Origin of the sequence: Nocardia sp. NPDC058176, assembly GCF_042883805.1 — a bacterium.
Classification (GTDB): Bacteria; Actinomycetota; Actinomycetes; order Mycobacteriales; family Mycobacteriaceae; genus Nocardia.
Genome location: NZ_JBHVVA010000003.1, coordinates 37,693 through 51,229, shown reverse-complemented (window position 1 = coordinate 51,229; position 13,537 = coordinate 37,693). Strand labels below are relative to the sequence as shown.

Sequence of the window (13,537 nt, the reverse complement as noted above, 5' to 3'; positions counted from 1 at the left end):
CTCGATCCGTCGGGAGTTGTTCGGCCGGTCGATACCGCGGACCGGCGACAACCGCGTTGCGCTGGCGTCTGGCCACGTCACAGAATCGTTCAGCCGAACGACGGCTAAGTTAGCCTATCCTGACCTAACGCACAAGCGGTTGGTAACCGTCAAGCAAATGTCAACTGACCGGCGCGTGGACGCGAACGATGATCGAATCGAGGATCTCGGCCGCCCGCACGGCAACTACCGAGAGCAGCGAGGAACTCAATCCGTGCGTCTGCTCGACACCACCGTTGAGATACACCCCACACGTCTGCCCCTCCGGGAGCCGGAGCCGATAGTCGCGGTCCACGGGCGGTGCGCCCACCGCACCACCGAGATCGACGAGCTGGGTGACATCGAAGGACCGGAAACCGGTCGCGTAGACCACCGCGTCGACCGTCAGCGCGCTGCGCTGCTCGTCCATCGTGTCGAACAGCTCCAGCCGCACGCCGTCGGCCTGCTCGGTCACCGAGTCGATCCGGGTGGCGTTGTGCACGAACTGCCTGCGCTGCCCGGCGACCTTCTCCTCGTACTCGCGCCGGAACATCTCGGCGATGAGCTCGCCGTCGACCGCGCTGTAGTTGGTGCCGCGGTGATAGGACATCATCCGCTCGCGCACCGGCTCGGCCGCGCCGTACCAGCGGTCGACGGTGTCGGGGTCGAAAACCCGGTTGGCATAGGGACTATCGTCGGAGGGACTGAACCCGAACCGGGAGATGATCGAGTGCACCTCGGCCTCGGGATACTGCGCGTGCAGGTACCGGATCACCTCGCCCGCGCTCTGCCCGGCGCCGACCACGGCGAAGCGCCCGTGCGGCCGGCTCGGCACCTGGCCGAGGTGATCGAGCAGTTGATGGTTGTGGAACACCCGCTCGCTCGCCGTCACGCCCTCGGGCAGCCTGGGCACCAGGCCCGGCGCCACCACGACGTTCTTGCCGTACACGGTCGTCACGCCGTCGGGGCCGTGGCAGGTCACCGCGACCAGCTCGCCCTGGCAATCGACCTGGACGACCCTGGTGCCGTAACGCACCTCGGCCTCGACCCGGTCGGCGGCCCACCGCAGATAGTCGGCGAACTCCTGCCTGCTGGGGAAGAAGGTCTGCAGATTGATGAAATCGACGATCCGCCCGCGCTCGTGCAGATAGTTGAGGAAGGTGAATTCACTGCGCGGATTCCGCAGTGTCGCAAGATCTTTGGCGAACGAGATCTGCATCGACGACCCCGGCAGCAACATGCCGGGATGCCAGCCGAACTGCGCCTTCGACTCCAGGAACACCGCGTCGATCCGGGTACCCGCGATCTGATTGTGCTCGTGCACGACGGTCGCCAGCGCCAGATTCGATGGCCCGAATCCAACCCCGATCAGGTCGTAGACGTGCGCTGCGGCATCCGCTCCATTCGTTGTGTGACGCAAGGAATATCCCATCGATTCGACCCCGGAGCCCCCATTAGCAACTCGCGGCGCGACATTAGCACATAGCCTATCACTTTTGGGTGCCTCAATGTAGGCCGCGCGGGTACTCCGGGCGGGGTCGAACCGCTGCCGCGCGGCGGGTCAGAACAGGCCGGGTTGCCCGCCGCGCGCCTCGGTGTCCAGCAGCTCGGGACCGTTGTTGCGGACATTGTTGACCAGCGTCGACACCGGCCGCGCCGTGATCCCGGCGACCAGCTCCGCCGAGGGCGGCGCCAGCAGGTCCGCGGGCGCGGGATGATCGGGGTCGAGCCAGGCGGCCCAGTGCTCGCGCGGCATCGGCAGCGGCATCCGGTCGTGGATGTCGGTCAGCGCGCCCACCGCGTCGGTGGTGAGGATGGTGCACGACAGCAGCGGCGCCGACTCGGGCTGCGACCGGTCACGCCACACCGACCACAGCCCGGCCATGTACAGCCGCGAACCGTCGGCGTTGGCCATATAGAAGGGCTGCTTCACCGCCTTGCCCTGTTCGGTCGGCGACGGTTCGACCAGCCACTCGTACCAGCCGTCCATCGGTACCAGGCACCGCTTGCGCTTGGCCGCGTCCCGGAAGGACGGCGCGGTGACCGCCCGGTCGGCGCGGGCGTTGAACAGGGGTTTGCCCTTGGCCGGGACGCCCGGTTCGGCGGCCTTGGTCCAGGCCGGGATCAGCCCCCAGCGCATCGTGCGCACCCGCAGGCGGGGATCGTCGTCGGGCGCACCGTGCGCGTGCCGTTCCACCACGGTGAGCACCTGGGTGGTCGGTGCCACGTTGTAGCTCACCGCCGTGTCGGCACCGGAGTCGCCGGTTTCGTCGACCGCGTCCAGATCGGCCGCGAGCCGCGCCGGATTCGTCGTCGTCGCGTAGCGTCCACACATGCCTCCATGGTGGCACCGACCACCGACACCGGCGACGCGACAGGACGCGGCCGGCGAAACCAAAGCGAACTAACCAGCCCCAACCCGCGTGTCCGTCCCGCACATGGGCGAAGATGGTCGGGTGAGTTTCTGGCCAGCGCCCCATATCGAGGTCCCCGTCCACGCGACCGTGACCCTGCCCGGTTCGAAATCCATCACCAACCGCGCCCTGATCCTGGCCGCACTGGCCGACGGGCCCGCGACCATCACCGGTGCGCTGCGCAGCCGCGACACCGACCTGATGATCGCCGCCCTGCGCGCCCTCGGCACCGAGATCACCGGCGACGCCGAAACGCTCGAGATCACCCCTGCCCCGCTGCGCAGCGCCGCCGTCGACTGCGGCCTCGCGGGCACCATCATGCGGTTCCTGCCGCCCGCCGCGGCCCTGGCCACCGGCGATGTCGCCTTCTTCGGCGACGAGCAGGCGAGCCACCGCCCGCTGACCACCATCCTCGACGCCCTGCGCAAGCTCGGGCTCGACGTCGACGGCGACGCGCTGCCGTTCGTCGTGCACGGCACCGGCAGCCTGCGCGGCGGCGGCGTCACCATCGATGCCTCCGGCTCCTCGCAGTTCATCTCGGGGCTGCTGCTCTCGGCCGCCCGCTTCGACGAGGGCATCACCGTGCACCACGACGGCAAGCAGCTGCCCTCTATGCCGCACATCGAGATGACGGTGGAGATGCTGCGCCGCGCCGATGTGGACGTGCAGACCCCCGCCGACTCGCGCAGCGCGCAGACCTGGTCGGTCGCGCCGGGCCCGATCCGCGCCGTCGACTGGGAGATCGAGCCCGACCTGTCCAATGCCACCCCGTTCCTGGCGGCCGCGGCGGTCACCGGCGGCGAGGTGAGCGTCCCGGCGTGGCCGCGCGGCACCACCCAGCCCGGTGACGTGATCCGCGAGATCCTGGTGCGGATGGGCGCCGAAGCGCGCATCTTCGACGGCGTGCTCACCGTGCGCGGCCCCGAGCGCCTGGCCGGCATCGATATCGATCTGCACGATGTCGGCGAGCTCACCCCCACCGTCGCCGCCCTCGCCGCGCTCGCCGATTCGCCGTCCCACCTGCGTGGCATCGCGCATCTGCGCGGCCACGAGACCGACCGGCTGGCGGCGCTGACCACCGAGATCAACCGGCTCGGCGGCAATGTCACCGAGACCGAGGACGGGCTCGAGATCGTGCCCGCTCCCCTGCACGGCGGGCAGTGGCACTCCTACGCCGACCACCGGATGGCCACCGCGGGCGCGATTCTCGGCCTGCGGGTGCCCGGGATCGAGATCGAGGACATCGGCACCACGGCCAAGACCCTGCCGACCTTCGTCGCGCTGTGGGAGCAGATGCTGGCACCGGCGTCATCCGGCGGGGAGGCGGCGCACTGAGCCGCGGCGGCCGGTCCACGGCCAGCTACGACGAGTCCGATGTCCGGGTCCGCCCGGGCAAGGCGTCATCACGCCCGCGCACCAAGACCCGGCCCCAGCACAACGACGCCGAGGCCGCCATGGTGGTCGCCGTGGATCGCGGACGCTGGGGCTGTGTGCTCGACGGTGACGCCGAGCGGCGGATCGTGGCCATGCGCGCCCGCGAACTCGGCCGCACCCCGATCGTGGTCGGCGATCAGGTCGACGTGGTCGGTGACCTGACCGGCAAGCCCGACACCCTGGCCCGGATCGTGCGGGTCGCCGAGCGCAGCACCGTCCTGCGCCGCACCGCCGACGACACCGACCCGTTCGAACGGATCGTCGTCGCCAACGCCCAACAGCTGTTCATCGTGGTGGCACTGGCCGATCCGCCGCCACGCACCGGATTCGTCGAGCGGGCCATGGTGGCCGCGTATGCCGGTGGGCTGGAACCGATCCTGGTGCTCACCAAACGCGATCTGGTCGCGGAATCCGAATTCGCCGCCGCCTTCGAGGGTTTGGCGCTGAAGATCCTCTACGCGGGGATCGACGATCCGGTCGAGCCGGTGCTCGAACTGCTCGACGACCGGCTCACCGCGCTGATCGGGCACTCCGGTGTCGGCAAGTCGACTCTGGTGAATCGTCTTGTGCCCGATGCCTATCGGGCGGTCGGGGTGGTCTCCGGCGTCGGCAAGGGCAAGCACACCTCCACCCAGTCGGTGGCGCTGGCGCTGCCCGAGGGCGGCTGGGTGATCGACACCCCCGGCGTGCGCTCCTTCGGCCTGGCCCACATCACCCCCGACGATGTGATCGCCTCGTTCACCGATCTGGCCGACGCCATCGAGGACTGCCCGCGCGGCTGCACCCATCTCGGCCCGCCCGCCGATCCGGAATGCGCGCTCGACCAGCTCCCCGGCACGGAACGTCGCGTCGCCGCGATTCGCCAGTTGCTGACCGCCCTGATCTCCAACGAGAGCTGGTAGCAACCGGTTCCGTGCCGGGGCCGGTGGGTCAGAACCCGAACGAACCGGTGCCCGTACCGCCGTCGCCCGGGTCGGGATCGGTCGGCAGTTCGGCCACGGTGACGACCTTGGTGGTCGAGGAGCTGGCCACGCCACTGCGGCCGGAGAAGGTCGCGCCGATCGTGTAGGCGCCGGGCGCGCCCGGGGTCCAGACGATGCTCGCCTTGCCGTTGGCGGCCACCGGGATGTCGCCGAGGACGTTGTCGCCCGCCTTGAACTGGACGGTGCCACCGGCCGCGGCCGGGCTCACGCTCGCCTCCAGCGTCACGGCCTTGCCGACCTGCGCGCCGGAGACATCGGCGAGCACCGTGTTCGACACCGCGTCGCTCGACACCGTGATGTTCGGGCCCTTGCCCTGGTAGATGCCGTCACCGAGCGAGCCGCCGTAGTGCATCGAGGTGGGCAGCGGGGTGTCGCGGGCGCAGTTCACGCCCACCTTGTACTGCACCTCGAAGGTCTGCGATTTCGGCGAGATGTTCGGGTACACCGGATATTTGGTGATGCCGAACTCCGCGCGCACCCAGTCCGAGGAGGAGGTGTCGAGCTGGACCGCGTCGCCCGACATCTTCGCCGAGCCCGGTACCGGGGTCAGGCACGCCGGCTTCAGATCCTTGATCGAGTAGATGTACTCCACCGGGATGCCGGTGCGTTCCCACTTGGTCGTCACGGTCACCGTGTCGCCGACGACCGGGTTGGTGTTCGACACCGTCCTGGTGAATCGGCTGTTGCCGTCGTTCCAGGTGATGGTGCCCGGCGCGGCCGAGGCCGTCCCCGGCACCGCCGCCACCGCGAAACCCGCTGCCACCGCGAAGGCCGCCATCGAACCGGCCACTCGCTGCACTCTTCTGTTCACCATCGTTGTCTCCAGGTACCACGGACGCCCTCGACCCCATCGTCGAGGCGCTGATTCGCCCGGGCAGGCGAGCAGTAGATCACGGCTGTGCGTCCCCGCGGAGAAGAATCAGAAATAGGTATCAGTCAGATTGCGAATTCGACTCGTGTCCGCTCGCGTTCACGATGTCGACACCGCGCGCCGGTAGCGTCATCCCCATGAAGCCACCGGCGATCGGTTATCTGCGCCGCGACATCTCGGGTGTCGCCCAGTCCTGGGACGAAACGCAGATCCGTTCCCTAGCCGAGCGCCTCGGCTACCGGTTCACCAAGACCGTCGTCTTCAGCGACCGCACCGCCGATCCGCTGCGCCGACTCCTCGACGTGGTCACCACCACCGAGGCCGCGGCCGTCGTCACGCCCAGCCTGAACCATCTCGGCGATCTCCCCGATCCCCTGCTCGCGGCGTGCGATGTCATCACGGTCACCCCCGAGATCACCCACACCAGAACGCTGCCCGCGTTACCCGCCTGATTCCTGATCGGTGATCTTCCACGCGCCACTGAGTTCCATCAGCTCGCGGTAGGCCGCGCGGTCGGCCGCGAGCCGTTCGGCGGCCGCGGCCAGCGTGGCCGGGGTGTAGTCACCGGCGCTGATGGCGGCCTGGTGTTCGACGGCTTCGTCGGCGAGCGCGACCAAAAGGTCTGCGAGCCGGTTGATCTGCTTCTCCACCGCGCCGGACTGCCTGCCGCCGAGGTGGTCGGTCATCCCGTCGGCGACGGCCAGTTGATGCAGGTGCGCCATGGATCGCGGCAGGCCGCTGGTGCTGTCCGGGTCGACCCAGCCCCGGCGCTGGAGTTCGGAGATCACGTCCCACGCCTGGGCGAGCCGGTTCCACGGCAGCTGCAACCGCGCGGGCAACGGTGGCGGCGGTGGCGGCAGCAGCGGTGGCGGATACATCGGTGGCGCGATCGGCCGCGCGGCAACCGCGTCGTACACCGCCGTGCGCTTCCCGCGCGCCACCGCCCGCTCGTGCACCAGCACGTATCCCGCTGGCGCCAGACCGAGAACCCCCAGGCCGAGAACGAGTTTGAGGGCGCCGACGATGACGCCGGAGTCGTGGAACGACGGATCGGAGACGGCAGCCACGCAGATGATCAGCATCACCACGAACCAGCCACCCGCCAGAACCCGGAGAAAGTGCACGGGTTCGGTGCCCCGAGGCCTCATCGCGACCCGCCGGCGCCAGATTTCCACACAGCGACCATTATGCAGCCGAACCACCGGCCGGACTCCGACGGTCTCGGCTCGTGCGGGAAAATGACCTGGTGACCACCGAACCGACGCGACCGGGACCGCCCGCGATGAGCCCGACCATTCTGGTGATCACCCTGTCGCGACGGGTGGAGGCGGCGCTGGCGGCGGCGCTGGCGCCCTTGGATCTGACCGTGGCGCGACTCGGGTTGCTCGGTCACATCAACGGCGTACCCGGGGCCTCGTTCAGCGAGTTGGCGCGCATGTCGGGGACGAGCGTGCAGAGCGTGCACACCGCCGTGAAGGCGCTGGCCGGGGCGGGGCTGGTCGAGGATCGGACGGCACGGGCCGGGTCGGCCTCGGCCATCGAGCTGACCGAGGCGGGCACGCGGCTGCTCGCCGAGGCGCGAAAAGCGGTGACGCGCACCGACACCGAACTCTTCGGGCCGGACGCCGACCCGATCCAGCGACGGGTCGGCCAGGCCATCGTGGCCGCGTTCACCGGCGCTTCCTGACCACCGGAATCCACTCCCACCTTCAATATGATTGAAGCTTGCGCTAGGCTTCAACCACATTGAAGCTTGGAGGGAGTCGGTAGGTGGAACACCTTTTGCTGTCGGTGCACGTGGTCGCGGGCATCGTCTTCGTCGGCGGCTCGGCGGTCGCCACGAGCCTCTTCCCCCGGTACGCGCCGGTCACGGCGGGCGGCCCGGATCCCGAATCGGTGCGCAGCCGGTCGGTGGCGGTGGCGCTGCACCGAATCACCGGGAACTACGCCAAACTCGCGATCATCGTCCCGGTGATCGGCATCGTCCTGGCCACCGTGCAGGGCCGGATGAACGAAATCTGGATCACCACCGCCATGGTGACCACCGCGATCGCGGGCGGCCTGCTCGCCATCCAGATCCATCCCCTGCAGCGCGCGGCACTCGACGAGCCCGACGACGGCAAACGCCTGCGCGTGCTCTCGATGCTCGCCGGGATCTACAACCTGCTCTGGACGGCCGTCGTCGTCCTCATGATCGTGCGACCGGGTTCGGCCACCTGAGCCGAGCGCCTCACAGAGCCGCGAGTACCGCGGCGGCGAGCGGGCCCGCCGAGGCGGGGTTCTGGCCGGTGTGCAGATTGCGGTCGGCTTGCAGGAAGGGTTTACCCGAATCCAGCGTCTCGACGAGCAGGGTCGCCGAATCGGGGTCAACGGCAAGGTCTTCCATCGGGCCGTGGCCGCCGGGGTAGAACACCGCGGCGTAATCGGCCGGGCGCGCGTCGGCGAGCGCGATCGGTTGTTCGAGAGGCGTTGCCCCCGCGATGATCTCGGCGACCTTGGCCGCCTGCTCGTCGCCGCCATTGGTGTTGGGCGCCAGGCTCCCCCGGTCGACCGGTGGCACCACCCCGCCCGGCGTGGCCACGACGATCTCGTGCCCGGCCTCGGTGAAGGCCTGATAGGGGGCGCTGAACTCGTGGGCCCAGTAGCCGGTGTGGTGTTTGGCGCCGCGGATCAGCGACCACTGATCGGCGCCGGTCATCACGAACAGAATCCTCGCCATCGCATCGCCTCCGAGAGCTCGGTCGCCGGATCGGACTGATTCGTGACGTCAAGCCTAATCGTCGGGTGGACAGCCCCGCTATCATCTTTTCATCTGTTCAGATAAACATGAGTAGGGACGATAGATGAGGCTCCGAACCCGGCCGCTGTTCGCTCTCGGGGCCGCGATCGCGCTGGCCGCCGGGCTGGCCTCGTGCGCCGCGCCCGCGAGCGGTCCCACCGATTCCCTCGTCCTCGCCGACGCGTTCGAGCTGGGCGGCTACAACCCGATCGCCGGCTACGGCGCGGCCGGTGAGGCCAAGGTCTACGACGGCCTGCTGCGGCTCACCGGCGGCACCGGCCTACCGGATTTCGCACCCGCCCTGGCAACCGAACTGCCGACCGCCAATGCCGATGCCACCGTGTGGACCGCGCCGCTGCGGGCCGGTGTGCGGTTCAGCGACGGCTCCGGCTTCGACGCCGAGGACGTGGTCGCCACCTACCGGGCCATCCTCGATCCCGCGTCGGCCTCGGAGGTGCGCTCCTCGTTCTCGATGATCGAGCGGGTGGACGCGATCGACCCCACCTCGGTCCGGTTCACCCTGCGCCACCCCTATGCCGCGTTCCCGACGAAGCTGCTCATCGGCATCGTGCCGTCGGAAGCGGTCGCCACCCCTGGCCCCGCGACCGAATCACCGCTCAACACCGCGCCGATCGGCACCGGGCCCTACCGGCTCACCACGCTGGAACCGACCCGGGCGATCTTCGAGGCCAACGAGACCTACTGGGACGGCGCACCCGAGGTCGAACGCCTCACCCTGCTCCACGTCCCCGACGACAACACCCGCGCGCAGCGCCTGGCCAGTGGCGAGCTCGACGGCACGACGCTGCCGCCCCTGCTGGCCGCCACCTTCGCCGATCGCGCGCCGATGTCGGTGCGCGCCAACACCTCCGCGGACTGGCGCGGCGTGTCGATGCCCGCGGGCGACCCGGTGGCCGGTGACCCGGCGATCCGGCTGGCCATGAACCACGCGGTGGATCGGCAGGCGATGATCGACAACATCCTGGGCGGCTACGGTCGCCCCGCCTACACACCCTTCGCCGCGGTCTACGGCGAATCCCACGATCCGGCAATCACTTTCGCCTTCGACCGGGCCCGCGCCGAGCAGATCCTCGACGCTGCGGGCTGGCGGGCCGGCACCGACGGCATCCGCGCGAAAGACGGTGTGCGAGCGCGCTTCACCGTCATGTACAACTCCGCCGACACCCTACGTCGCGATCTCGCCCTCGCCTTCGCCTCCGATGCCCGCCGAGTGGGCGTCGAGGTCGACCTGGAAGCGCTGTCGTGGGACCGGATCGAACCGCGGATCGACCGCGCGGGCATCCTGCTCGGTGGCGGCAGCGAGCCCTACGATCCCGACACCCAGGCGTACAACACCCTGCACTCCCCACCGGCGGACCCGAGCGCAGGCAGCCCCTACGACAACGCGAGCCGCCACAGCGACCCGGCGATCGACGCCCAGCTCGAACTGGCAAGGCGCAGTATCGATCCCGCGGTGCGGGCGCGCGCCTACCGGGAGGTGCAGAGCCGCTACGCGACCGCGCCGAGCCATGTGTTCCTGGTGCACCTCGATCACACCTACGTGGTGAAGGAGACGGGCTGGACCATGTCGGGGCCGATTCTCGAGCCGCACACCCACGGCGTCACCTGGGGGCCGTGGTGGTCACTGCAGACCTGGACGAGGTAGTGCCGCGCAGTCGGCTGCGCGGCCGCGGCATCGGGTCGATGGCCGGTTGGCGGCTGGTGACGCTGGTTCCGGTGCTCGGCCTGGTCTCGGCGGGCCTGTTCGCCGCCGCGGCGGTCTCACCGTTCGACCCGCTGGTCGGCTATCTCGGCGCGCGCTACGAGACGACGAGCGCCGCCGATCGCACGCTGCTCACCCAGCAGCTCGGTCTCGACGCCGCCTGGTATCAGCTCTACGGCCGGTGGCTCGCCGACGTGTGCACCGGTGATCTCGGTGTCTCGCGCAGCTTCGCGCAACCGGTGGGTGAGCTACTCGCCCAGCGTATTCCGTGGACGATGCTGCTGGTGCTGGTCGGCATGACGATCGCCATCGTCCTCGCGTTGAGCGTCGGCGTGTGGGCCGGGATGCATCGCGGTGGACTCGTCGACCGCGCGGTCGCCGCCACCTGTGTGGCACTGCAGGGCCTGCCGCCGTTCGTGGTGTCGCTGGCGGCGATCGGACTGTTCGCCGTCGGGCTCGGCTGGTTGCCGCCCGCCGGACTCACCGATGCCGGGGCCGACGCGAGCTTCGGGCAGGTGGTACGGCATCTCGTACTGCCCGCGGGCGCGCTGGCGATCTCGCAGGTGCCGTGGTTGCTGCTGGCGGTGCGGGAATCGGTGTCGGCCAACCGCGGGGAGGATTTCGTGGTCGGCGCCGCCACGCGCGGCATCGACACCGCCACGATCACCCGCAGGCACATCCTGCCGTCCTCGCTGGCGCCGTTCGTGACGATCCTCGGCGCCCGGTTGCCGGAGGTCGTGGTCGGGGCGGTGCTGGTGGAGGAGATCTTCTCCTGGCCGGGCATCGCCGGGGCGTTCGTGCAGTCGGCCAAGGATCTCGACATGGCACTGCTGGCCGTGCTCACCGTCGGCACGACGTGCGCGGTGATGCTCGGTTCGCTGCTCGCCGATGTCGCGGTGGCACTGCTGGATCCACGGGTGCGGGCCGATGGCTGAGCGGCGGTTGTCCATCGCGCTGTCGGTGCTGGTGGCGGTGATCGCGTACGCGGTGCTCGTGCCGTGGCTCGGCGGTGTCGACGATCGGCTGACCGATTTCGCCAGTGCCCGGCAGGCGCCGTCGGGGCAGTGGTGGTTCGGCACCGATTCGGCGGGGCGCTCGCTGTTCGTGCGGATCGCGGCGGCGCTGCGGACCTCGCTGGTGGTGGCCGCCTGCGCGGCGGCGCTGTCGACGGTGCTCGGTGTGCTGGTCGGCGCGGTGTCGGCGCTGGCGGGCGGCTGGGTCGACCGGGTGGTGATGCGGATCGCCGACACGGCGAACGCGCTGCCGCATCTGCTGCTCGGCATCGTCATCGTGGCGCTGTTCCGGGGGAACGTGCTGGCGGTGGTGTTGTCGATCGGGCTCACGCACTGGGTGCAGGTCGCCCGGATCGTGCGCGCGGAGAGTCTGAGTCTGCGTGAGCGCGACTATGTTTCGGCCGCCGTGCTGGCCGGGGCGAGCCGCGCGCACCTGTTCACCCGGCATCTGCTGCCCGCGGTCGCCCCGCAGGCGTTGATCGCCGTGGTGCTGTTGCTGCCGCACGCGATCTGGCACGAGTCGACACTGTCGTTCCTCGGCTTCGGGCTGCCGCCGCACGAGCCCAGCCTCGGCACCCTGCTGGAGGAGGCACGCACCTCGCTGCTGCTCGGCGGCTGGTGGACGCTGGTCTTCCCCGCCGGGTTCCTGGTGCTGACCACCGTGGCGGTGGCCGTCGCGGGATCGTCGCTGCGGCGGCTGCTGCTGCCGCCGAAACCCTCGAGGATGCCGCGATGACAGGTCTGACCATCGATTCGCTGACCGTCCGGATCCCGCTGCGCGGCGGTGCCGTGGTGCACGCGGCGACCGAGGTCTCCCTCGATCTCGCGGCGGGGACGGTGACCGCGCTCGTCGGCGAATCCGGGTGCGGCAAGTCGATCGTCGCGAGCACGGTGCTCGGCGTGCTGCCGCGCGAGGCCGTGACCACCGGGTCGGTGCGCTTGACTCTCGGCGACCGGATGATTGACGTGCTGGCAGGCACCGAGCCCTACCGTGGCCGCCACATCGCGCTCGTACCGCAGTCGCCGAGTACGCATTTCACGCCGGTGCGCACGATCGGTTCCCAATTGGCCGAGACGATCGCCGCGCTCGGCACCGAGTACACCCCCGGCGATCTCCTCGCGCGCGCCGGGCTGCCGGCGTCCGCGCTCGAGCTCTATCCGCACGAGCTCTCCGGCGGGATGGCCCAGCGGGCGGCGGTGGCGGCGGCGCTGGCCGGTGACCCCGAGGTGATCATCGCCGACGAGCCCACCGCCGGACTCGACCGCGACCGCACCGACCAGATCGGAAAGCTGCTGCGCGCGTGCGCCGACGCCGGGGCGGCGGTCCTGCTGATCACCCACGACCTGGGTCACCTGCTGCGCGCCGACCTCGCCGACACCGTCGCGATCATGTACGCCTCGAGGCTGATGGAGGTGGGTCCTGGGGCCGAGGTGCTGGCCGAACCGTGGCACGACTACACCGGCGACCTGCTCTCGGCACTGCCCGAACGCGGTCTGCGCCCGCTCCCCCACCCGCCGCGCGCCCTGACCGACCTGTCCGAGATCTGCCCCTACGCGGGCGGGCCGACGACGCTGATCCGCAAGGAACAGCGCATGATTCGAGTGAGGTCCTGATGCTCGTCGCCGAGGCACTCACCGTCGGGCACCGACCCGATCGCCCCGTTGTGCGCGGGGTCGACCTGCGGGTCGCGCCCGGCGAGATCGTCGGCATCACCGGCGAATCCGGTTCGGGGAAGACAACTCTCGCCCGCACCATGGCCGGGCTGCTCGCCCCCGCCGCGGGCCGCGTCACCGTGGACGGGAAATCACCGCGTCAGGCACGCGGCGCCATCGCCATGGTCTTCCAATCCCCGCGCACCGCAACCAATCCCCACTTCACCCTGGCCCAGATCATCGCCGAACCCGCCCACATCCGCCGCATGCCCATCCCCGACCTCACCGCACTGGCCGCCACCGTCGGCCTCACCCCCGACCTCCTCGACCGCCGCCCGCACGCCCTCAGCGACGGCCAGCTCCAACGCGCCTGCCTGGCCCGCGCCCTGGCCCAGAACCCCCGCTACCTCATCCTCGACGAACCCACCGCCATGCTCGACGCCGCCACCACGGCCACCATCATCCACCTGGTCAGAACCCGCGCCACCGACAACACCGGCATCCTCCTGATCAGCCACGACACCCCGCTGCTCGACGTGGCCTGCACCCGGATCGCCACCGTCGACGAGCACACCCTGACCGTGCGCGAGGTATCTCCCCAATAAGCACACACACCGCTCAGCCTCAGCTCAGAAACGGGTTTTAGCGT

At 70.0% G+C, this 13,537-nt stretch carries 15 protein-coding genes; 10 read left to right on the top strand and 5 right to left on the bottom strand.

The features are described 5' to 3' along the window. Nucleotides 1-160: 160 nt before the first annotated feature. Nucleotides 161-1,438, bottom strand: a complete 1,278-nt coding sequence (locus ACFVVM_RS18410) for a lysine N(6)-hydroxylase/L-ornithine N(5)-oxygenase family protein (RefSeq protein ID WP_387619421.1) — start codon at nt 1,436-1,438, stop codon at nt 161-163. 141 nt (nt 1,439-1,579) lie between these two features. Then, complete coding sequence (locus ACFVVM_RS18405) at nt 1,580-2,353, bottom strand: SOS response-associated peptidase (protein WP_387619418.1); 774 nt, start codon at nt 2,351-2,353, stop codon at nt 1,580-1,582. A 103-nt stretch (nt 2,354-2,456) separates the two neighbouring features. Here ACFVVM_RS18405 and aroA point away from each other — a divergent pair, with 103 nt between their 5' ends. Together aroA and rsgA are read left to right on the top strand one after the other, a co-directional pair. Continuing rightward, nucleotides 2,457-3,767: a 3-phosphoshikimate 1-carboxyvinyltransferase gene (aroA, locus tag ACFVVM_RS18400; RefSeq protein ID WP_387619415.1), complete on the top strand. Its 1,311-nt coding sequence runs from the start codon at nt 2,457-2,459 to the stop codon at nt 3,765-3,767. Continuing rightward, nucleotides 3,764-4,768, top strand: coding sequence for a ribosome small subunit-dependent GTPase A (gene rsgA / locus ACFVVM_RS18395; protein ID WP_387620853.1), 1,005 nt, complete (start codon nt 3,764-3,766; stop codon nt 4,766-4,768). The genes aroA and rsgA overlap by 4 nt, the downstream gene beginning before the upstream one ends. Nucleotides 4,769-4,796: 28 nt before the next feature. Here rsgA and ACFVVM_RS18390 read toward each other — a convergent pair whose 3' ends face one another. Beyond that, nucleotides 4,797-5,663: an Ig-like domain-containing protein gene (locus ACFVVM_RS18390; RefSeq protein WP_387619412.1), complete on the bottom strand. Its 867-nt coding sequence runs from the start codon at nt 5,661-5,663 to the stop codon at nt 4,797-4,799. Nucleotides 5,664-5,857: 194 nt separating this feature from the next. On the opposite strand from ACFVVM_RS18390, the gene ACFVVM_RS18385 reads away from it, so the two are divergent. Further along, complete coding sequence (locus tag ACFVVM_RS18385) at nt 5,858-6,172, top strand: hypothetical protein (RefSeq protein ID WP_387619410.1); 315 nt, start codon at nt 5,858-5,860, stop codon at nt 6,170-6,172. On the opposite strand, the gene ACFVVM_RS18380 is transcribed toward ACFVVM_RS18385, so the two are convergent. Further along, on the bottom strand, nt 6,161-6,808 hold the full coding sequence (locus ACFVVM_RS18380; protein WP_387619407.1) for a hypothetical protein: 648 nt from the start codon (nt 6,806-6,808) through the stop codon (nt 6,161-6,163). The genes ACFVVM_RS18385 and ACFVVM_RS18380 overlap by 12 nt on opposite strands. Before the next feature lie 158 nt (nt 6,809-6,966). Between ACFVVM_RS18380 and ACFVVM_RS18375 the strand changes: the two genes are divergently transcribed. Beyond that, complete coding sequence (locus ACFVVM_RS18375; protein WP_387619405.1) at nt 6,967-7,407, top strand: MarR family winged helix-turn-helix transcriptional regulator; 441 nt, start codon at nt 6,967-6,969, stop codon at nt 7,405-7,407. An 83-nt stretch (nt 7,408-7,490) separates the two neighbouring features. Next, nucleotides 7,491-7,940 (top strand): hypothetical protein, encoded by a 450-nt coding sequence (locus ACFVVM_RS18370; protein WP_387619402.1) that lies wholly within the window; start codon nt 7,491-7,493, stop codon nt 7,938-7,940. Nucleotides 7,941-7,950: 10 nt separating this feature from the next. Here the strand turns inward: ACFVVM_RS18370 and ACFVVM_RS18365 are convergent, their stop codons facing one another. Next, complete coding sequence (locus ACFVVM_RS18365) at nt 7,951-8,439, bottom strand: type 1 glutamine amidotransferase domain-containing protein (RefSeq protein ID WP_387619399.1); 489 nt, start codon at nt 8,437-8,439, stop codon at nt 7,951-7,953. 124 nt (nt 8,440-8,563) lie between these two features. Here ACFVVM_RS18365 and ACFVVM_RS18360 point away from each other — a divergent pair, with 124 nt between their 5' ends. Genes ACFVVM_RS18360 through ACFVVM_RS18340 form a run of 5 tightly spaced genes read left to right on the top strand, consistent with a single transcriptional unit; the run spans nt 8,564 to nt 13,493 of the window. Next, nucleotides 8,564-10,165 (top strand): ABC transporter substrate-binding protein, encoded by a 1,602-nt coding sequence (locus tag ACFVVM_RS18360; protein WP_387619396.1) that lies wholly within the window; start codon nt 8,564-8,566, stop codon nt 10,163-10,165. Next, the gene (locus tag ACFVVM_RS18355; protein WP_387620850.1) at nt 10,126-11,157 is read left to right on the top strand and encodes an ABC transporter permease; all 1,032 of its coding nucleotides are present in this window, start codon (nt 10,126-10,128) and stop codon (nt 11,155-11,157) included. Before ACFVVM_RS18360 ends, ACFVVM_RS18355 begins: the two co-directional genes overlap by 40 nt. Then, complete coding sequence (locus ACFVVM_RS18350; protein ID WP_387619394.1) at nt 11,150-11,971, top strand: ABC transporter permease; 822 nt, start codon at nt 11,150-11,152, stop codon at nt 11,969-11,971. Before ACFVVM_RS18355 ends, ACFVVM_RS18350 begins: the two co-directional genes overlap by 8 nt. Next, complete coding sequence (locus ACFVVM_RS18345; protein ID WP_387619392.1) at nt 11,968-12,849, top strand: ATP-binding cassette domain-containing protein; 882 nt, start codon at nt 11,968-11,970, stop codon at nt 12,847-12,849. Before ACFVVM_RS18350 ends, ACFVVM_RS18345 begins: the two co-directional genes overlap by 4 nt. Next, the gene (locus tag ACFVVM_RS18340) at nt 12,849-13,493 is read left to right on the top strand and encodes an ABC transporter ATP-binding protein (protein ID WP_387619389.1); all 645 of its coding nucleotides are present in this window, start codon (nt 12,849-12,851) and stop codon (nt 13,491-13,493) included. The genes ACFVVM_RS18345 and ACFVVM_RS18340 overlap by 1 nt, the downstream gene beginning before the upstream one ends. Nucleotides 13,494-13,537: the final 44 nt, after the last annotated feature.